We start from the raw sequence: 19118 nt of genomic DNA on the forward strand, positions 1-19118 counted from the left end.
CCGGCGCCAGAGCCAGGTTTCGGTATGTATGATCAGTACGGGCGACGGCTTTCTGCCCGTCAGAAATTAACCTGCGAGACGCTGGTATTCTTTGGCAATTTCACTCGCCAGAATGGCGTTGTTGAACACCAGCTGGATGTTGGATTTCAGGCTGTCACCGCCGGTCAGTTCAGCAACGCGCGCCAGCAGGAACGGCGTACTTTCTTTACCAATAACGCCCTGCGCTTCAGCTTCAGCCACCGCCTGATCGATCGCCGCATTGATGGTCTGTTCCGGCATAGCAAACTGTTCCGGGATCGGATTCGCTACCACCAGGCCACCGTTCAGCCCGCTTTGCCATTTCACTGCCATCGCGCGGGCAATTTCTGTGGCACTTTCGAGACGAATGCTGACGTCAAACGGGCTGGTACGGCAGAAAAACGCAGGCAGCGCTTTGGTCTGATAGCCAATTAGCGGTACACCGAAAGTTTCTAAATATTCGGTTGTTAAGCCTAAATCGAGAATAGATTTCGCCCCGGCACACACTACGGTGACATTGGTATTTGCCAGTTCCTGTAAATCGGCAGAAATATCGAATGTATGTTCCGCACCGCGATGCACACCGCCAATACCACCGGTTGCAAATACTTTAATTCCGGCAAGCGCCGCAATAATCATGGTTGATGCGACGGTGGTTGCGCCATTTTTCCCAGCCGCGACAACAAAAGGTAAATCGCGACGGCTAACTTTAGTTACGTTGTGCCCTTCACGTCCCAGTAATTCAATTTCTTCTTTGCTTAAACCGACTTTCATTACGCCGCCAATAATGGCGATAGTGGCAGGAACAGCCCCCTGCTTACGAATAGTTTCTTCTACTTCAATTGCCGTCTGGGCATTTTGTGGAAACGGCATACCGTGAGAGATAATGGTCGATTCCAGCGCAACTACTGGTTTTTTGCTTTTTAAAGCATCCTGAACTTCCGGGGAAATTTGTAATAATTCAGGGGAAATTTTTAATTCAGACATTCTGCGTTCTCCACTAACGATATAACGTTGGCAATCGATAAATTGGGGTTATTGGTGTATTCACAGGAGAGCGCCATTGACGAACATCCCTGTGCAAAACGAACAGATTCGGCAAACGGCATTCCGTCGACCCAACACGAAGCAAGACCAGCCATCATGGCATCGCCCGCTCCGGTAACATTAATGACATTGGTTTTAATCGGTGCAGACCAGCCGCTTTCACCGCCGATTTCACTGTAATAAACGCCGTCGCCGCCCATACTCAATACCAGTCGGTTCAGGCCATGTTGATGGAACCAGGCAGCAACTTTTGCCACATCTTCACGCCCTGACAGCGCAATCCCACTCAGGGTTTCCGCTTCAAGGCGGTTTGGCTTCAGGGTGTGGATCTGACTTAGACGGTCGCGCACTTTGACACATTTCCATGCCGAAACCGGATCGACAAATACAGGTACGTCGGTGGCATTATCCAAAATCCAGACCAACGCCTCTTCACTGATATTACAGTCAGCGACAATAACCTTTGCCCCCTGGATAAATTCACGGTGCTGTGCAAGATATTCCGCAGAAATACAGTTACTAATATTCATGTCATTTATAGCAACCAGCATTTCACCGGTATTATCGAGCAATGATAAATAGCTCGACGTATTTTCCCCTGGCACAATCAGGCATTTATCGACATAAACACCGGATTGATTGGTTTGCGTCAGGAGCGATTGACCATAAAAATCGCTGCCTACAGCGCTCAGTAGCCAGACTTTGTTCCCCAGCAACGCCAGATTTTGCGCGATATTGCGCCCTACTCCACCAGGTGTAAATTTTATTTTGCCTGGATTTGAATCCGCATAATTTAATGATTCATGTGAATATCCGGCGACATCAATATTCGCCGAACCTATAATTACGACATATTCCCTTTCGCGCATAGCACGTCCCCTGGTAAAAAATTACCAACTCTGTCAATCCACAAGAATATAGGCACCGAAAATAACGTTTAAACATGTGTTCATATTTAAACATGTGCTCATAGTATGCATGTTTTACTTAAAGTAAATTGCCGCCAGATGGGCAAAATGAGCAGATTTGAACAGGCTCACAAAACGCTATTAAATGCACGGATTAAAAAAACGGAGAATTTGTGACGAGATGCACAGAACAAGAGCAATAAAAAAGGGCAGAAATTAATCCGCCCTTGAGGAAATAACGTTAATGTTTGATGAAGATTTCAGGTTTCAACTTAAAGATAAAACATATAAATTCATATAGTTATCTTCAATAACTGGTCAATCACCTTACGATCATCAAATGATACAGGGCAGGAGATTTCTGCCCTGTTGTTCACATTTTATTATGCTGCTTTCGCTACCGCGTCCACTTCCGGACGTTTCAGGAAGGCATAGGCCAAACCAGCCACCAGCGTACCGGCAATAATTGCCACCAGATAACCCAGTACTGGCGTAATTGCACCCGGGATCAGCAGCACAAACAGCCCACCGTGTGGTGCCATCAGTTTCGCACCAATCGCCATAGAGATTGCCCCAGTCAATGCCCCACCAACGATACAGCACGGCAGCACACGCATCGGATCACGGGCAGCAAACGGAATTGCACCTTCAGAAATAAAGCACAGTCCCAGAACCAGAGCTGCTTTGCCGCCTTCCTGCTGCGCTTTATCGAATTTGCGACGCGCCACCATTGTTGCCAGGCCCATTGCCAGCGGTGGCACCATACCTGCCGCCATAATCGCTGCCATTGGGCCATAGGTTTGGGTACTCAGCAGACCCACACCGAACGCGTATGCCGCTTTGTTAACCGGGCCGCCCATATCAGTACACATCATGCCGCCAAGGATCGCGCCCAGCAGAACCGCATTCGCAGTACCCATGGTTTGCAGCCAGTGGGTCAGAGCTTCGAGGATGCCAGCAACTGGTTTACCGATCAGGTAGATCATCGCCAGACCAACCACCAGACTGGAAATCAGCGGAATGATCAAAATCGGTTTCAGCGCCTCCATACTCTGTGGCAGTTTCAGTTGCGTACTGATTAACTTCGCAATGTAACCAGCCAGGAAGCCCGCAATAATACCGCCAATGAAGCCAGAACCGGTGCTGACCGCCAGCATACCGCCAATCAGACCCGGTGTGAGGCCCGGACGATCGGCAATGGAGAAGGCAATATAACCTGCCAGTACCGGCACCATCAGCGCAAAGGCTGAACCACCACCAATCTGCATCAGCGCCGCTGCCAGCGTACCCGGCTCTTTAAACGCTTCGATACCAAAAGCAAAAGAAAGCGCGATACACAGACCGCCAGCAACGACCATCGGCAGCATGTAAGAGACGCCCGTCAGCAAGTGACGATAAGCGCCTGCACTCTCTTTCTTACCTTCAGTGGTCGCTGTTTGAGCTTTGCCCGCCGGTTCATACGGCGTTGCTTCAGCAACCGCTTTATCCAGTTCCTGCGCGGTTTTCTTCAGCGCCAGACCGGTAGAGGTGCGATACATCGGTTTACCAGCAAATTTCGCCAGATCCACTTCGATATCTGCCGCCACAATCACCAGATCCGCTGCTGCGACTTCTTCGGGGGTGATTGCATTACCCGCGCCTACAGAACCACGAGTTTCAACTTTCACCCACCAGCCACGTTTTTTCGCTTCGGTTTCAATGGCTTCAGCCGCCATAAAGGTGTGTGCTACGCCAGTTGGGCAAGCAGTCACCGCAACCACGCGTTTCGGCCCGCTGACAGCAACCGGCACTTTAGCCGCAACCGGCGCAGTGTAAGGTTTCGCATGGCCTTTGGCTTCGCTCAGGAACAGCTCAGGATGCGCAACGGCCCGGGAGATGTCGCCCAGCCAAACATTTTTACCGTTCAGCGCGCTGTCGTTCGGGATGGAATCACCGAGCACAATCGCCATTTCAGCGTCGTTAGGATTGTCGATGATTTCCAGTTTTGCTTTTCGCGCCGCCGCGCCCAGCAGGGTCTTCGCCATATAGGCGCGTGCCTGACCGAGATTAGCGTCAATAATCAGCAGCGTTTTCATTATGCCTCTCCTGCTGTCAGTTAAAAGGTTGTAAGTCGACGCGCGCCATCATTGCGGCCAACTGCGGACGATCGGTAATACCTACATTGCTTTGACTTACCGCCAGGGCAGCAACAGCTGTCGCCAGACGCAGTGTGTGCTCACTGGATTCACGCATCAGCAAGCCATAAATCAGCCCACCAACCATAGAATCCCCAGCGCCAACGGTACTTACGACATCGACTGACGGTGGTTTGGCGATCCATTCGCCGGAGGCATTAACCCAAAGCGCGCCTTCGGCACCCAGTGAAATGACGACATGCGCAATACCTTGTTCACGCAGCGCATGCGCAGCTTCAATCACATCTTTCATTTCAGGCAGTTTACGGCCTGCCCAGATTTCCAGCTCGCGGCGGTTAGGTTTCACCAGCCACGGTGCTGCTTTCAAACCTGCCACTAACGCTTCACGGCTACTATCAAAGATAATGCAAGGACACTGACTACGCAGGCGAGTCATCCAGTCGGTGAAAGCTTCCGGGCTGACACCTGAAGGCAAACTGCCGCTGACACAGACCATATCGAACTGACCAAGCCAGCTCAGAGAATCCGTCACAAAGCGTTCCCAGTCGGCTGGAGTAACTTCAAAACCCGAGAAGTTGAAGTCGGTCACTTCGCCGTCTTTTTCCGTCAACTTGACATTAATGCGGGTACGCCCCTGTACAACCTGGAAACGGTTGGCAATGCCCAGCTCACTGAACAACTGCTGAAATCCGTCCTGGTTATCTTTACCGAGGAAGCCGCCAACAGTGACATCAATCCCCAGATCTTTCAGAACTTTGGCAACGTTGATACCTTTACCCGCCGCATGCAGACCGGTGGTTTTCACCAGGTTCACTTCGCCGCGTTCAATTTCCGGGCAAAAACCAACAAGGTCATAAGCCGGATTAAGGGTGATCGTAGCAACACGTCTGCTCATTACGCGCCCTCCCCAAGACCTGCGGCGATGGCGTCGCCAATGGCGTTCAGCGCCTGTTCAGCGTCTGGTCCCTGGGCGGTAAAGCGTAGGCGATGACCTTTCTTAACGCCAAGTGCTACAACTTTCATCAGACTACGTCCGTTTGCCGGTTTGCCGGTGCCATCAAGGTTTGTCACGGTAATATCACTGTTAAATTGTTTAATGGTATTGACCAGCATGGTGCCTGGACGGGCATGCAGGCCGTGTTCATTGCGCACCACAAACTCCGCGCTTAACACGTCGTCGGTCGGCGCATCATCGCTGGTCAGCAGCGCCAGCAACGTTGCCGCATCCGCTTTCAGCAAGCGGTCAGCTTTATTGTCGAGTAACAGATCGCTCAGGCGCTTAAGTACCGCGAGAGGCTGATCGTCATTCATCGCCACACTCACCAGCATGGCTGCCGTTTCGCCTTCAATATCAAAAGCCTTTACCGCACGGCTTACCGCAATAGCACTGCGCAGGTTGCCTTCGGTACTATCGTTCAGCCAGATGCCTTGCCCGAGATTTAATGGCTGCTCGTTGATAACATTGGTGACGAAGGTAGCGTCAACTGCGCCCGCTTCTTTCAGACGAGCGGCGTTTAACGCTTGCAGGGTCAGCAAATCACTGGCGACGATATCCAGCGTCAGCATTTCGTTATCGAGCTTCAGCTGCTCACTCTGCTTTTCCCCCATCAGCAATGCGCGCAGTTCTTCTGCGGTGGTAGCTGACTTTAATTGTTCAGCAACGGAATCATCGCTCAGTACATGGGTTAGTTGGCGCAGCAAGCCCAGATGTTCATCGGAACTGGCGGCAATACCGATAGCCACGTACGCGACCTGACCTTCACCCCAGGTAACGCCTTCCGGGAACTGAAATACCTGAACGCCGGTTTTCAGCACCTGGTCACGGGTGTCGGTAGTACCGTGTGGAATAGCAATACCATTGCCGAGGAATGTTGAGGTTTGCTGTTCGCGCGCCAGCATGCCATTGACGTAGCCTTCAGCTACATTACCGGCCTGCACCAGCGCCGCAGCGACCTGGCGAATCGCCTCTTCTTTGTCTCCGGCCTTCTCGCCCGGATGGATGTCCTGTACGGATAACTGGAACATAGTTCTCCTCTCTTGCTGAATTGAAACGATTCAGCTTCTATGAGAAAAAAAGCGCCAACCTGGCTTAGGATTAAAGACAAGATCGCGCTGAAACGTTTCAATAAAGAATAATACTTCTTCTTCAGCACGCAAGGGAAGCCGCTAAATTATGTCCAAAAGTTTGATGTGCTGCACATTTTTTTGCCAATAATCCGAAATGCTGACAGCAAAATTAGCCATCAGTATTAGCCTTTCAGCGGCGTCAGCAGAGGATCAGCAAGAGTGAAATGCCATTTTGATTATTCGTGGCGAGTTTGATTTCACTGACTGTTTATTTTCTGACAGGCAGCGTAAACTCCGCCTCTTCATCTTTCACAGATCGACCAGCATGCATAACTCCCCCGCAGTTTCCAGCGCGAAATCGTTTGACCTGACGTCAGCAGCGTTTTTAATTGTTGCCTTTCTCACCGGTATTGCAGGTGCTCTGCAAACCCCGACGCTAAGTATTTTCCTCACTGATGAAGTGCACGCGCGCCCGGCGATGGTGGGATTCTTCTTTACTGGCAGCGCCGTTATCGGAATTCTGGTCAGTCAGTTTCTCGCCGGACGCTCTGATAAACGCGGCGATCGTAAATCGCTGATTGTCTTTTGCTGCCTGTTAGGCGTGCTGGCCTGTACCCTTTTTGCCTGGAATCGCAACTACTTTGTTTTGTTATTTGTCGGCGTTTTTTTAAGCAGCTTTGGCTCTACCGCCAACCCGCAAATGTTTGCTCTTGCCCGTGAACATGCCGACAAAACCGGGCGTGAAGCGGTGATGTTCAGCTCTTTTTTACGCGCACAGGTTTCGTTAGCATGGGTCATTGGCCCGCCGCTGGCTTATGCCTTAGCGATGGGATTCAGCTTTACGGTGATGTATCTCAGCGCGGCGGTGGCGTTTATTGTCTGCGGCGTGATGGTGTGGTTGTTTTTACCGTCGATGCAAAAAGAGGTGCCGCTGGCAACCGGCACGGTTGAAGCGCCTCGACGTAACCGTCGCGATACACTGCTGCTGTTTGCGATTTGTACATTGATGTGGGGCTCGAACAGCCTGTACATCATCAACATGCCGCTGTTTATTATCAACGAACTGCATCTTCCTGAGAAACTGGCGGGCGTGATGATGGGGACCGCCGCCGGGCTGGAAATCCCGACTATGTTGATTGCCGGATATTTTGCCAAACGTCTGGGTAAGCGCTTCTTAATGCGCGTTGCCGCCGTGGGTGGCGTCTGCTTTTACGCAGGTATGCTGATGGCGCATTCCCCTGTCATTCTGTTGGGCTTACAGCTGCTGAATGCTATTTTTATTGGCATTCTGGGCGGTATTGGGATGCTCTATTTCCAGGACCTGATGCCCGGTCAGGCAGGTTCAGCAACCACGCTCTATACCAATACGTCGCGCGTGGGCTGGATCATCGCGGGTTCAGTGGCGGGCATAGTCGCCGAGATCTGGAATTATCACGCGGTGTTCTGGTTTGCGATGGTGATGATTATCGCCACCCTGTTTTGCTTGCTGCGGATTAAAGATGTTTAAGGCGCGGTCAGCATTTCCAGATCGATAAGCCAGGTCATGGCCTGCTGACGCGTATTACCGCACATTTCAGCACTGGCCTGTAAGCCTGCACAAACTTTCGGTCGTAATGGAGATGTGAAAATTTTACAGCGTTGCTGTTCATCAAGCTGAATGCAGGGCGTATTGGCGGGCTTGCCATCTGGCATACCGGGAATAGGACTGGAGATTGAGGGGGCGGTGCAACACGCCCCGCAACCCGGACGGCATTCCATACGTTCTTCTCTTAAGGTTAACCACCGGATTGAGGAGCGCGCACATTACCACCTTTTTGGCACCAGCAAAAGTGCGAATACCACTTGCCTGAAAGGCCCGTCGCGAGTAGTTTGTCGCGATATTTTTGACATTTTCGACAACAGGAATTTTTCGATGCCAAGAGCGAACGAAATTAAAAAAGGTATGGTACTGAATTACAACGGCAAACTGCTGCTGGTTAAGGACATTGATATTCAGTCACCTACCGCCCGCGGTGCCGCTACGCTGTACAAAATGCGTTTTTCAGATGTCCGTACCGGGCTGAAAGTAGAAGAACGCTTTAAAGGCGATGATATCGTTGATACCGTGACGCTGACCCGCCGCTACGTTGACTTCTCCTACGTCGATGGCAACGAATATGTCTTTATGGATAAAGAAGACTATACCCCGTATACCTTCACTAAAGATCAGATTGAAGAAGAACTGCTGTTTATGCCGGAAGGCGGCATGCCAGACATGCAGGTTCTGACCTGGGACGGTCAACTGCTGGCGCTTGAACTGCCGCAGACCGTTGATCTGGAAATCGTTGAAACCGCCCCTGGCATCAAAGGCGCTTCTGCCAGCGCCCGTAACAAACCGGCGACATTGAGCACCGGCCTGGTGATTCAGGTCCCCGAATACTTAAGCCCGGGCGAAAAAATTCGTATCCATATCGAAGAACGCCGTTATATGGGACGTGCTGACTAACTTCAGCCACATTCAGAAAAGGGATGGCTCAGGCTGTCCCTTTCAAACTCATGACAAAGTGCGCTTTGCTCATGCCGGATGCGGCGTAAACGCCTTATCCAGCCTACAAAATCGCGTAAATTCAATGCATTGCATAATCCATGTAGGCCTGATAAGTGTAGCGCATCAGGCAGCTTTACGTTTGTCATCAATCTCAAAGGGACTGCTAAGGCTGTCCCTTTTTTAATTTATTATACCAATCCTTTATTTTGCGCTTCCTGAACACCTTTCGCTCGCAATATTCACTTGTAAATTGATCGCCCTCACACTTCATCGCATTAATAATCCAGACCAATTTCAATTGCTGTCATATAACTTTACACTAGCGTTGTTAATCAATCGTTACTAAGACGTGACTTCTATGAACACAATTGCCTCCACTACGTTCCCGCCTCACATTCACACTCCACGCTATGATCGCCAGCAATTGAAATCCCGTATCGTTCATTTTGGCTTTGGCGCCTTTCACCGCGCACATCAGGCGTTACTAACCGACCGTGTGCTGAATGCCCAGGGCGGCGATTGGGGGATCTGTGAAATCAGCGTGTTCAGCGGCGATCGGCTAATGAGCCAACTTCGCGAACAGGACCATTTATATACCGTGTTGGAGAAAGGCGCAGACGGCAATCAGGCGATTATTGTTGGGGCCGTTCATGAATGCCTGAATGCCAAACTGGATTCCTTAGCGGCGATTATTGAGAAGTTTTGCGAACCGCAGGTGGCAATTGTGTCCCTGACCATTACCGAAAAAGGTTATTGTATCGACCCGGCCACCGGTGCGCTCGACACCAACAATTCGCGGATTATTAACGATTTACAAAGCCCGGAAGAACCTCACTCTGCGCCAGGCATTCTTGTGGAAGCGCTGAAACGCCGTCGTGAACGTGGCCTTGCGCCATTTACCGTACTTTCCTGCGATAATATTCCCGATAATGGTCATGTGGTGAAAAATGCAGTGCTGGGAATGGCTGAAAAACGCTCTCCAGAACTTGCCGAGTGGATTAAAGAGCACGTCAGCTTCCCGGGAACCATGGTCGATCGTATCGTCCCGGCGGCAACAGAAGAATCACTGGCAGAAATTAGCCAATATCTGGGCGTGAATGATCCCTGTGCAATTAGCTGCGAGCCGTTTATCCAGTGGGTAGTGGAAGATAACTTCGTGGCAGGGCGTCCAGCCTGGGAAGTCGCCGGTGTACAAATGGTGAATGATGTCCTGCCGTGGGAAGAGATGAAACTGCGCATGCTGAATGGCAGCCACTCTTTTCTCGCTTATCTGGGCTACCTGGCAGGATTCGCCCACATCAGTGATTGCATGCAGGACCGCGCGTTTCGCCATGCCGCCAGAACGTTAATGCTGGAAGAGCAAGCGCCAACGCTACGGATTAAAGATGTCGATTTAACATCTTATGCGGATACGTTAATTGAACGTTTTGCCAATCCGGCGCTAAAACATAAGACCTGGCAAATCGCGATGGATGGCAGTCAGAAATTACCGCAGCGCATGTTGGCAGGGATTCGCCTTCATCTGGCTCGCGAAACAAACTGGCCGTTACTGGCATTAGGCGTCGCAGGCTGGATGCGCTATGTGAGCGGCGTAGATGATGCCGGAAAAGCTATCGATGTCCGCGATCCGCTTAGCGATAAAATTCGCGAACTTGTTGCGGGCAGCAGCAGTGAACAACGCGTCACCGCCCTGCTTTCTTTGCGTGAAGTATTCGGTGATGACCTGCCAGATAACCCGCATTTTGTGCAGGCAATCGAACAAGCCTGGCAACAAATCGCGCAGTTCGGCGCGCATCAGGCGCTATTAAACACCCTCAAAATTTAACGATTTCTGCGGTTAAAGCGGATGGAGCATCGCTTCGTCCGCCCTCTCTCTTCTCTTTTCCGGCTTTTTTAGCCAGGATTAACGCACAGTTAACTCATCTGATTATTGCGGAGCCGTTGTGACCAGGACCAACCTCATCACCGGTTTTCTCGGCAGCGGGAAAACAACCTCTATCCTTCATCTGCTAGCCCACAAAGATCCAAACGAAAAATGGGCGGTTCTGGTTAATGAATTTGGTGAAGTCGGAATAGATGGCGCTTTGCTCGCAGATAGTGGCGCTTTGCTAAAGGAGATCCCCGGCGGCTGCATGTGTTGCGTCAATGGTTTACCGATGCAGGTGGGGCTGAATACCCTCCTGCGCCAGGGAAAACCTGACCGCTTGCTGATAGAGCCGACCGGACTGGGTCATCCGAAACAGATCCTCGATCTGTTAACCGCGCCGGTCTATGAACCGTGGATCGATCTGCGCGCCACCTTGTGCATTCTCGATCCTCGCCTGCTGCTGGACGAAAAAAGCGTCAGCAATGAAAACTTCCGTGACCAGCTGGCTGCCGCCGACATTATTGTCGCCAATAAATCCGATCGCGCTACGCCTGAAAGCGAGCAAGCGTTACAACGCTGGTGGCAACAAAACGGTGGCGAACGGCAATTAATTCACAGCGATCATGGGCAAATTGAAGGTCATCTTCTGGATTTACCTCGTCGCAACTTAACTGAGTTGCCCGCCAGCGCAGCCCATTCGCATCAGCATAACGAGAAAAAAGGATTAGCGGCATTAAGTCTGCCAGAGCATCAACGCTGGCGTCGCAGTCTGAATAGCGGACAAGGACACCAGGCCTGCGGTTGGATATTCGACGCCGATACAGTGTTCGACACCATTGGCATTCTGGAATGGGCGCGACTTGCGCCGGTCGAACGCGTAAAAGGCGTGATGCGGATACCAGAAGGTCTTGTGCGCATCAACCGTCAGGGCGATGACCTGCACATTGAAACGCAAAACGTTGCACCACCAGATAGCCGCATTGAGCTAATTTCCAGCAGTGAAACTGACTGGAACGTCTTACAGAGCGCGCTGTTGAAGCTTCGTTTAGCGACCAACGCGTAAGGTTGCCTGCGTTTTTCAGTAAGATAATTAGAGAAAATATGATCAAAAATTTGCCGCAAATAGTGCTGTTAAATATTGTCGGCCTCGTGCTGTTTCTTTCCTGGTACATTCCCGTCAATCATGGATTCTGGTTGCCGATTGATGCGGATATTTTTTATTTTTTTAATCAGAAACTGGTCGAAAGCAAGACTTTTTTATGGCTGGTTGCGTTGACTAATAATCGCGCCTTCGACGGTTGTTCACTGCTGGCGATGGGAATACTGATGCTGAGTTTCTGGCTGAAAGAAAACGCTCCCGGCAGACGGCGTATTGTGATTATTGGCCTGGTCATGCTGTTAACCGCAGTGGTATTAAACCAGTTGGGTCAGGCATTGATTCCGGTAAAACGGGCCAGCCCGACATTGACCTTTACAGATATTAACCGCGTCAGCGAACTGCTCTCTGTTCCAACGAAAGATGCATCACGAGATAGTTTTCCCGGCGATCATGGCATGATGCTGCTTATTTTTTCAGCTTTTATGTGGCGATATTTCGGAAAAATCGCAGGAGCAATCGCCCTTATTATATTTGTGGTTTTTGCATTTCCCAGAGTGATGATTGGCGCACATTGGTTTACCGATATCATTGTCGGTTCCATGACGGTGATATTGATTGGTTTGCCCTGGTGGCTAATGACGCCTTTAAGTGATCGATTAATCGCCTTTTTTGACAAATCACTCCCCGGAAACAATAAACATTCATAAAACAAATAACTCACAGTAATTAACATTGTCAGGTTTATTTTCATAGAGAAGATAATCCTGATGATGCGCGACTTTCCTCTCGTTCATTAAGTGAAATAATCATTCTCTAAGCAAATGAATGGATTGCACATCTTTTAGGCAATCGTACTTAAATTGACCAATCCCGTTTATTAACTTTCTGTATCACTTTTTCTTATAAAAAATCATGTAAAACCGCTCGCCAAGACCGCGCCAATCGGGTAATCTCGGACACGTTTTGCCTCGGCGGTAGATTATCCTCACAGCATATAATTTTGTGCGTTAGTCCACAGATTTGGCCTTAAGGAATTGTTTCAACGTGCCCAGGTAATTAGTCTCGTCTCGCTTGGCATTTTTTTATAACGATATTTGTCGTTAAGGACTTCAAGGGAAAACAAACAACATGGTCAAATCTCAACCGATTTTGAGATATATCTTGCGCGGGATTCCCGCGATTGCAGTAGCGGTTCTGCTTTCTGCATGTAGTGCAAATAACACCGCAAAGAATATGCATCCTGAGACACGTGCAGTGGGTAGTGAAACATCATCACTGCAAGCTTCTCAGGATGAATTTGAAAACCTGGTTCGTAATGTCGACGTAAAATCGCGAATTATGGATCAGTATGCTGACTGGAAAGGCGTACGTTATCGTCTGGGTGGCAGCACTAAAAAAGGTATCGATTGTTCTGGTTTCGTACAGCGTACATTCCGCGAACAATTTGGCTTAGAACTTCCTCGTTCAACTTATGAACAGCAGGAAATGGGCAAGTCAGTTTCCCGCAGTAATTTGCGTACAGGTGACTTAGTTCTGTTCCGTGCCGGTTCAACTGGACGCCATGTCGGTATTTATATCGGCAACAATCAGTTCGTTCATGCTTCCACCAGCAGTGGTGTTATTATTTCCAGCATGAATGAGCCGTACTGGAAAAAGCGTTACAACGAAGCACGTCGGGTTCTTAGCCGCAGCTAATAAACCGTTTGGATGCAATCCCTTGGCTATCCTGACGAGTTAACTGAAGGCACTGCTTAAGCAGTGCTTTTTTGTTTTCATTCATCATAGAAAATGATGTCTCCGAGCCTTGAACCAGGCTATAGTCCCGTCATTCTCTTCCACTTCAGCGTTGTCGTAATCTCAGGAATATTAACGGAACCATGTTCATACGCGCTCCCTCTTCCGGACGTAAGATCCTGCTTACCTGCATTATTGCGGGCGTGATGATTGCAATACTGGTCAGCTGTCTTCAGTTTTTGGTCGCCTGGCATAAACACGAAGTCAAATACGACACACTGATTACCGACGTACAAAAGTATCTCGATACCTATTTCGCCGACCTGAAATCAACCACTGACCGCCTACAGCCGCTCACCTTAGATACCTGTCAGCAAGCTAACCCTGAGCTGACTGCCCGCGCGGCGTTTAGCATGAATGTTCGCACATTTGTGCTGGTGAAGGATAAAAAGAGCTTTTGTTCATCAGCAACAGGGGAGATGGATATACCGCTCAATGAGTTGATCCCGGCGCTCGATATTAACAAAGACGTCGATATGGCGATGTTGCCTGGCACGCCAATGGTGCCCAACAAACCCGCTATCGTCATCTGGTATCGCAACCCTTTACTGAAAAATAGCGGCGTTTTTGCAGCATTAAATCTGCACCTGACGCCGTATCTTCTCTATAGCTCTCGTCAGCAAGATTTCGACGGAATCGCGCTCATTATTGGCGATACCGTGCTCTCGACATTTGCGTCGCATTTGATGAACGTCAGTGAGTTATCCGGCAAACCAGTACGCGAAACCAAAATAGCAGGCATTCCGCTGACCGTGCGTCTTTATGCTGATGACTGGACATGGAACGATGTGTGGTATGCGTTTTTACTGGGCGGTATGAGTGGGACGGTCGTTGGCCTGCTCTGCTATTACCTTATGAGTGTGCGTATGCGCCCTGGCAGAGAAATTATGGCTGCCATCAAACGTGAGCAATTTTACCTGGTGTATCAGCCGGTGGTTGATACACAAACGCTGCAGGTCACGGGCCTGGAAGTGCTGCTACGCTGGCGTCACCCAGTAGCAGGTGAAATCCCGCCGGATGCCTTCATTCAATATGCCGAATCGCAAAAGATGATCGTGCCGCTGACTCAGCACCTGTTTGAGTTGATTGCCCGCGATGCCGTAGAATTAGAAAAAGTACTGCCGGTAGGCGTCAAATTTGGCATTAACATTGCGCCGGACCATCTGCACAGCGAAAGCTTTAAAGCTGATATCCAAAAACTGCTCACTTCCCTGCCCGCACACCATTTCCAGATTGTACTGGAAATAACCGAGCGCGATATGCTGAAAGAGCATGAGGCCACACAACTGTTCGCCTGGCTGCACTCTGTCGGCGTGGAAATTGCTATTGATGACTTCGGCACCGGACACAGCGCGCTTATCTATCTGGAACGCTTCACACTCGAATATCTGAAAATTGACCGTGGGTTTATCAATGCTATAGGTACGGAAACGGTCACATCTCCGGTGCTTGACGCAGTGCTCACGCTGGCGAAACGTCTCAATATGCTGACGGTTGCTGAAGGGGTCGAAACACCGGAACAGGCGCGCTGGCTACGTGAGCGCGGCGTTAATTTCCTGCAAGGCTATTGGATTAGCCGCCCCTTACCGATGGATGATTTTGTCCGCTGGCTGGAGAAACCGCATACGCCGCAGTGGTAAGGTGTGCTTGTGTCCCTTATTATTCATAGTTGAAGCATGCCGGATTGCGGCTAATGATGAGTAAAAGGAAATCTGTTGCAGATGATTGTGCGCATACTGCTGCTGTTTATCACCCTGTTCACCTTCGGTGCACAGGCGCAAGCTATCAAGGAAAGCTATGCCTTTGCGGTGCTGGGAGAACCCCGGTATGCTTTTAATTTCAACCATTTTGATTATGTGAATCCCGCTGCGCCAAAGGGCGGGCAGATAACGTTATCCTCCATTGGCACCTTCGATAATTTCAACCGCTATGCACTACGCGGAAACCCCGGCGCCCGCACCGAGCAACTGTACGACACGCTATTTACCACTTCCGATGACGAACCCGGCAGTTATTACCCGCTGATTGCCGAAAGCGCGCGCTATGCTGACGATTATTCCTGGGTAGAAGTCGCTATCAATCCGCGCGCCCGTTTTCATGATGGTTCGCCGATTACCGCACGCGACGTTGAGTTTACTTTTCAAAAATTCATGACCGAAGGCGTGCCGCAGTTTCGCCTGGTATACAAAGGCACAACGGTCAAAGCCATAGCGCCATTAACCGTGCGTATTGAATTAGCCAAACCCGGCAAAGAAGATATGCTGAGTCTGTTTTCACTCCCCGTGTTTCCTGAGAAATACTGGAAGGAGCATAAACTTAGCGACCCGCTATCTACACCTCCGCTGGCCAGTGGTCCGTACCGCATTACATCCTGGAAAATGGGACAGAATATTGTCTATTCTCGCGTAAAAGATTACTGGGCGGCCGATTTACCGGTAAATCGTGGTCGCTGGAATTTCGATACCATTCGCTACGATTATTATCTCGACGATAATGTTGCCTTCGAAGCGTTTAAAGCTGGCGCCTTTGATTTACGCATGGAAAACGACGCCAAAAACTGGGCCACGCGCTATACCGGTAAGAATTTCGATAAAAAATACATTATCAAAGATGAACAAAAGAATGAATCAGCCCAGGATACGCGCTGGCTGGCGTTTAATATTCAACGACCGGTATTCAGCGATCGCCGGGTCCGGGAAGCCATCACCCTCGCCTTTGACTTTGAATGGATGAATAAGGCGCTGTTTTACAATGCCTGGAGTCGCACGAACAGTTATTTTCAGAATACCGAATACGCGGCCAGAAATTACCCCGACGCCGCTGAGCTGGTGCTTCTGGCGCCAATGAAAAAAGATCTACCGCCAGAAGTGTTCACGCAAATCTACCAGCCACCAGTGTCCAAAGGCGATGGCTACGACCGTGACAACCTGTTAAAAGCCGACAAACTTCTCAACGATGCAGGCTGGGTGCTGAAAGGTCAGCAACGCGTTAATGCCACCACAGGCCAGCCACTCAGCTTTGAATTATTGCTTCCTGCAAGCAGCAATAGTCAGTGGGTATTGCCGTTCCAACATAGCCTGCAACGGCTGGGTATCAACATGGACATTCGCAAGGTGGATAACTCGCAAATCACCAACCGAATGCGCAGCCGCGACTATGACATGATGCCGCGCGTGTGGCGGGCGATGCCGTGGCCCAGTTCCGATTTACAGATTTCCTGGTCATCGGAATATATCAACTCCACTTATAATGCCCCTGGCGTGCAAAGCCCGGTTATCGACTCGCTAATTAACCAAATTATTGCCGCGCAGGGAAATAAAGAAAAATTACTGCCTCTGGGGCGCGCCCTGGATCGCGTATTAACGTGGAATTATTACATGTTGCCGATGTGGTACATGGCGGAAGACCGTCTCGCCTGGTGGGATAAATTCTCCCACCCGGCCGTGCGCCCCATCTATAGCCTCGGTATCGATACCTGGTGGTATGACGTCAATAAAGCGGCCAAACTGCCGTCCGCCAGCAAACAGGGAGAGTAGATGGGCGCTTACCTGATTCGCCGTCTGTTGCTGGTGATCCCAACATTATGGGCGATTATCACCATCAACTTTTTCATCGTGCAAATTGCGCCTGGCGGTCCCGTCGACCAGGCCATCGCCGCCATTGAGTTTGGTAATGCAGGAGTATTACCCGGCGCAGGCGGCGAAGGCGTTCGTGCCAGCCATGCGCAAACGGGCGTCGGCAATATCAGCGACAGTAATTACCGTGGCGGACGCGGGTTAGATCCAGAAGTGATCGCTGAGATCACCCATCGCTACGGTTTCGATAAGCCGATCCACGAACGTTACTTCAAAATGCTTTGGGACTACATTCGCTTTGATTTTGGTGACAGCCTGTTTCGCAGCGCCTCGGTGCTGACGCTGATTAAAGACAGCCTGCCGGTTTCCATCACACTCGGATTGTGGAGCACGCTGATTATCTATCTGGTGTCGATTCCGTTAGGCATTCGCAAAGCTGTTTATAACGGTAGCCGCTTTGACGTCTGGAGTAGCGCGTTTATCATCATCGGCTACGCCATTCCTGCCTTTTTGTTTGCCATCCTGCTGATAGTCTTCTTCGCAGGCGGCAGCTATTTCGACCTGTTCCCTCTGCGCGGCCTGGTATCCGCGAACTTTGATTCGCTGCCGTGGTATAAGAAAATCACCGATTATCTGTGGCATATCACGCTGCCAGTGCTGGCGACAGTGATTGGTGGCTTTGCGGCGCTCACCATGCTGACAAAAAACTCATTCCTTGATGAAGTACGCAAGCAATACGTGGTGACCGCGCGTGCGAAAGGGGTAAGTGAGAAAAATATTCTCTGGAAACATGTGTTCCGCAACGCCATGCTGCTGGTGATTGCCGGTTTTCCGGCGACGTTTATCAGCATGTTTTTCACCGGCTCGCTGCTGATTGAGGTGATGTTTTCGCTCAATGGTCTTGGCTTACTGGGCTACGAAGCGACCGTCTCGCGCGATTATCCTGTAATGTTTGGTACCTTGTATATTTTCACCCTGATTGGCCTGCTGCTGAATATTGTCAGTGATATCAGCTATACGCTGGTCGATCCGCGTATAGATTTTGAGGGACGTTAATGTCGCGACTCAGCCCCGTCAATCAGGCCCGTTGGGCGCGTTTTCGCCATAACCGTCGCGGCTACTGGTCGTTATGGATTTTCCTCGTCTTGTTTGGTTTGAGTTTGTGTTCTGAACTTATCGCCAACGATAAACCGTTGCTGGTGCGTTATGACGGCAGTTGGTATTTCCCGTTACTGAAAAACTACAGTGAAAGCGATTTTGGCGGCCCGCTGGCAAGTCAGGCTGATTATCAGGACCCGTGGCTGAAACAACGGCTGGAAGATAAAGGCTGGGTTCTGTGGGCGCCGATTCGCTTTGGCGCTACCAGTATCAACTTTTCCACCGACAAGCCCTTCCCCTCCCCGCCTTCCCGACAAAACTGGCTGGGAACGGATGCCAATGGCGGCGATGTGCTGGCGCGCATTCTGTATGGCACGAGGATCTCGGTTCTGTTTGGTCTGATGTTGACACTCTGCTCCAGTGTAATGGGCGTACTGGCGGGGGCGCTGCAAGGTTATTACGGTGGTAAAGTCGATCTCTGGGGGCAACGCTTTATTGAAGTATGGTCGGGGATGCCGACACTGTTTTTGATTATTTTACTTTCCAGCGTTGTGCAACCTAACTTCTGGTGGCTGCTGGCAATTACTGTCTTATTTGGCTGGATGAGTCTGGTCGGCGTGGTGCGGGCGGAGTTTTTACGTACCCGCAATTTCGACTACATCCGCGCGGCGCAGGCGCTTGGCGTCAGCGATCGCAGTATTATTCTGCGTCATATGTTGCCGAATGCAATGGTCGCTACCCTAACCTTTTTACCGTTTATTTTATGTAGTTCGATAACCACCCTGACCTCGCTCGATTTCCTCGGTTTCGGGTTGCCGCTCGGTTCACCGTCGCTCGGCGAACTGCTATTACAAGGGAAAAATAACCTTCAGGCCCCGTGGCTTGGGATCACCGCCTTCCTGTCGGTGGCAATATTATTGTCTTTGCTGATCTTTATTGGTGAAGCAGTCCGCGACGCATTTGATCCTAATAAGGCGGTGTAG

At 50.4% G+C, this 19118-nt stretch carries 16 protein-coding genes; 10 read left to right on the forward strand and 6 right to left on the reverse strand.

Features of this window, described 5'->3' with window-relative positions; translation table 11 throughout:
- Positions 1-66: 66 nt before the first annotated feature.
- The 5 genes from psuG to fruB form a co-directional block, all read right to left on the reverse strand.
- Entirely contained in the window at positions 67-1005 is a 939-nt protein-coding gene (gene psuG, locus D9742_RS10390) for a pseudouridine-5'-phosphate glycosidase (RefSeq protein WP_130236857.1), read from the reverse strand.
- Positions 993-1934: a pseudouridine kinase gene (locus tag D9742_RS10395; protein ID WP_130236858.1), complete on the reverse strand. Its 942-nt coding sequence runs from the start codon at positions 1932-1934 to the stop codon at positions 993-995. The genes psuG and D9742_RS10395 overlap by 13 nt, the downstream gene beginning before the upstream one ends.
- A 422-nt stretch (positions 1935-2356) precedes the next feature.
- On the reverse strand, positions 2357-4048 hold the full coding sequence (gene fruA / locus D9742_RS10400) for a PTS fructose transporter subunit IIBC (protein WP_130236859.1): 1692 nt from the start codon (positions 4046-4048) through the stop codon (positions 2357-2359).
- Between the two features lie 16 nt (positions 4049-4064).
- Complete coding sequence (gene fruK, locus D9742_RS10405; protein ID WP_000091263.1) at positions 4065-5003, reverse strand: 1-phosphofructokinase; 939 nt, start codon at positions 5001-5003, stop codon at positions 4065-4067.
- Positions 5003-6133 carry a fused PTS fructose transporter subunit IIA/HPr protein gene (gene fruB / locus D9742_RS10410; RefSeq protein WP_130236860.1) on the reverse strand — a complete coding sequence of 377 codons (1131 nt, stop codon included), beginning with the start codon at positions 6131-6133 and terminating at the stop codon, positions 5003-5005. The genes fruK and fruB overlap by 1 nt, the downstream gene beginning before the upstream one ends.
- Positions 6134-6500: 367 nt before the next feature.
- On the opposite strand from fruB, the gene setB reads away from it, so the two are divergent.
- Complete coding sequence (gene setB / locus D9742_RS10415) at positions 6501-7682, forward strand: sugar efflux transporter SetB (protein ID WP_130236861.1); 1182 nt, start codon at positions 6501-6503, stop codon at positions 7680-7682.
- Here the strand turns inward: setB and D9742_RS10420 are convergent.
- The gene (locus tag D9742_RS10420) at positions 7679-7933 is read right to left on the reverse strand and encodes a YkgJ family cysteine cluster protein (protein WP_064526801.1); all 255 of its coding nucleotides are present in this window, start codon (positions 7931-7933) and stop codon (positions 7679-7681) included. The two genes, setB and D9742_RS10420, sit on opposite strands and share 4 nt — an antisense overlap.
- 154 nt (positions 7934-8087) lie before the next feature.
- On the opposite strand from D9742_RS10420, the gene yeiP reads away from it, so the two are divergent.
- From yeiP to D9742_RS10465, 9 genes are all read left to right on the forward strand, one after another.
- Complete coding sequence (yeiP, locus tag D9742_RS10425; protein WP_001136827.1) at positions 8088-8660, forward strand: elongation factor P-like protein YeiP; 573 nt, start codon at positions 8088-8090, stop codon at positions 8658-8660.
- Between the two features lie 400 nt (positions 8661-9060).
- A complete protein-coding gene (locus D9742_RS10430; protein WP_130236862.1) occupies positions 9061-10527 on the forward strand; it encodes a mannitol dehydrogenase family protein in 1467 nt (488 codons plus the stop codon).
- Positions 10528-10645: 118 nt separating this feature from the next.
- Positions 10646-11632: a zinc-binding GTPase YeiR gene (gene yeiR, locus D9742_RS10435; RefSeq protein ID WP_130236863.1), complete on the forward strand. Its 987-nt coding sequence runs from the start codon at positions 10646-10648 to the stop codon at positions 11630-11632.
- Positions 11633-11670: 38 nt separating this feature from the next.
- Positions 11671-12375, forward strand: a complete 705-nt coding sequence (lpxT, locus tag D9742_RS10440) for a Kdo(2)-lipid A phosphotransferase (protein WP_130236864.1) — start codon at positions 11671-11673, stop codon at positions 12373-12375.
- 421 nt (positions 12376-12796) lie between these two features.
- Positions 12797-13363, forward strand: coding sequence for a bifunctional murein DD-endopeptidase/murein LD-carboxypeptidase (mepS, locus tag D9742_RS10445; RefSeq protein WP_000241011.1), 567 nt, complete (start codon positions 12797-12799; stop codon positions 13361-13363).
- A gap of 182 nt (positions 13364-13545) precedes the next feature.
- On the forward strand, positions 13546-15102 hold the full coding sequence (locus D9742_RS10450) for a cyclic di-GMP phosphodiesterase (RefSeq protein WP_130236865.1): 1557 nt from the start codon (positions 13546-13548) through the stop codon (positions 15100-15102).
- Between the two features lie 81 nt (positions 15103-15183).
- Positions 15184-16998: an extracellular solute-binding protein gene (locus tag D9742_RS10455; RefSeq protein ID WP_130236866.1), complete on the forward strand. Its 1815-nt coding sequence runs from the start codon at positions 15184-15186 to the stop codon at positions 16996-16998.
- Entirely contained in the window at positions 16999-18093 is a 1095-nt protein-coding gene (locus tag D9742_RS10460) for a microcin C ABC transporter permease YejB (protein WP_130236867.1), read from the forward strand.
- Positions 18093-19118, forward strand: a complete 1026-nt coding sequence (locus tag D9742_RS10465) for an ABC transporter permease (protein ID WP_000088901.1) — start codon at positions 18093-18095, stop codon at positions 19116-19118. The genes D9742_RS10460 and D9742_RS10465 overlap by 1 nt, the downstream gene beginning before the upstream one ends.

The sequence above is a fragment of the Escherichia sp. E1V33 genome (genome assembly GCF_004211955.1).
Taxonomy (GTDB): Bacteria; Pseudomonadota; Gammaproteobacteria; order Enterobacterales; family Enterobacteriaceae; genus Escherichia.

What these genes read in the sequence shown, in the direction of transcription:
- fruA (WP_130236859.1), bottom strand. Translation starts at nt 4,048, where the DNA reads ATGAAAACGCTGCTGATTATTGACGCTAATCTCGGTCAGGCACGCGCC.
- lpxT (WP_130236864.1), top strand. Translation starts at nt 11,671, where the DNA reads ATGATCAAAAATTTGCCGCAAATAGTGCTGTTAAATATTGTCGGCCTC.
- D9742_RS10420 (WP_064526801.1), bottom strand. Translation starts at nt 7,933, where the DNA reads ATGGAATGCCGTCCGGGTTGCGGGGCGTGTTGCACCGCCCCCTCAATC.
- D9742_RS10395 (WP_130236858.1), bottom strand. Translation starts at nt 1,934, where the DNA reads ATGCGCGAAAGGGAATATGTCGTAATTATAGGTTCGGCGAATATTGAT.
- D9742_RS10465 (WP_000088901.1), top strand. Translation starts at nt 18,093, where the DNA reads ATGTCGCGACTCAGCCCCGTCAATCAGGCCCGTTGGGCGCGTTTTCGC.
- fruK (WP_000091263.1), bottom strand. Translation starts at nt 5,003, where the DNA reads ATGAGCAGACGTGTTGCTACGATCACCCTTAATCCGGCTTATGACCTT.
- D9742_RS10450 (WP_130236865.1), top strand. Translation starts at nt 13,546, where the DNA reads ATGTTCATACGCGCTCCCTCTTCCGGACGTAAGATCCTGCTTACCTGC.
- D9742_RS10460 (WP_130236867.1), top strand. Translation starts at nt 16,999, where the DNA reads ATGGGCGCTTACCTGATTCGCCGTCTGTTGCTGGTGATCCCAACATTA.
- yeiP (WP_001136827.1), top strand. Translation starts at nt 8,088, where the DNA reads ATGCCAAGAGCGAACGAAATTAAAAAAGGTATGGTACTGAATTACAAC.
- fruB (WP_130236860.1), bottom strand. Translation starts at nt 6,133, where the DNA reads ATGTTCCAGTTATCCGTACAGGACATCCATCCGGGCGAGAAGGCCGGA.
- D9742_RS10430 (WP_130236862.1), top strand. Translation starts at nt 9,061, where the DNA reads ATGAACACAATTGCCTCCACTACGTTCCCGCCTCACATTCACACTCCA.
- D9742_RS10455 (WP_130236866.1), top strand. Translation starts at nt 15,184, where the DNA reads ATGATTGTGCGCATACTGCTGCTGTTTATCACCCTGTTCACCTTCGGT.
- setB (WP_130236861.1), top strand. Translation starts at nt 6,501, where the DNA reads ATGCATAACTCCCCCGCAGTTTCCAGCGCGAAATCGTTTGACCTGACG.
- psuG (WP_130236857.1), bottom strand. Translation starts at nt 1,005, where the DNA reads ATGTCTGAATTAAAAATTTCCCCTGAATTATTACAAATTTCCCCGGAA.
- mepS (WP_000241011.1), top strand. Translation starts at nt 12,797, where the DNA reads ATGGTCAAATCTCAACCGATTTTGAGATATATCTTGCGCGGGATTCCC.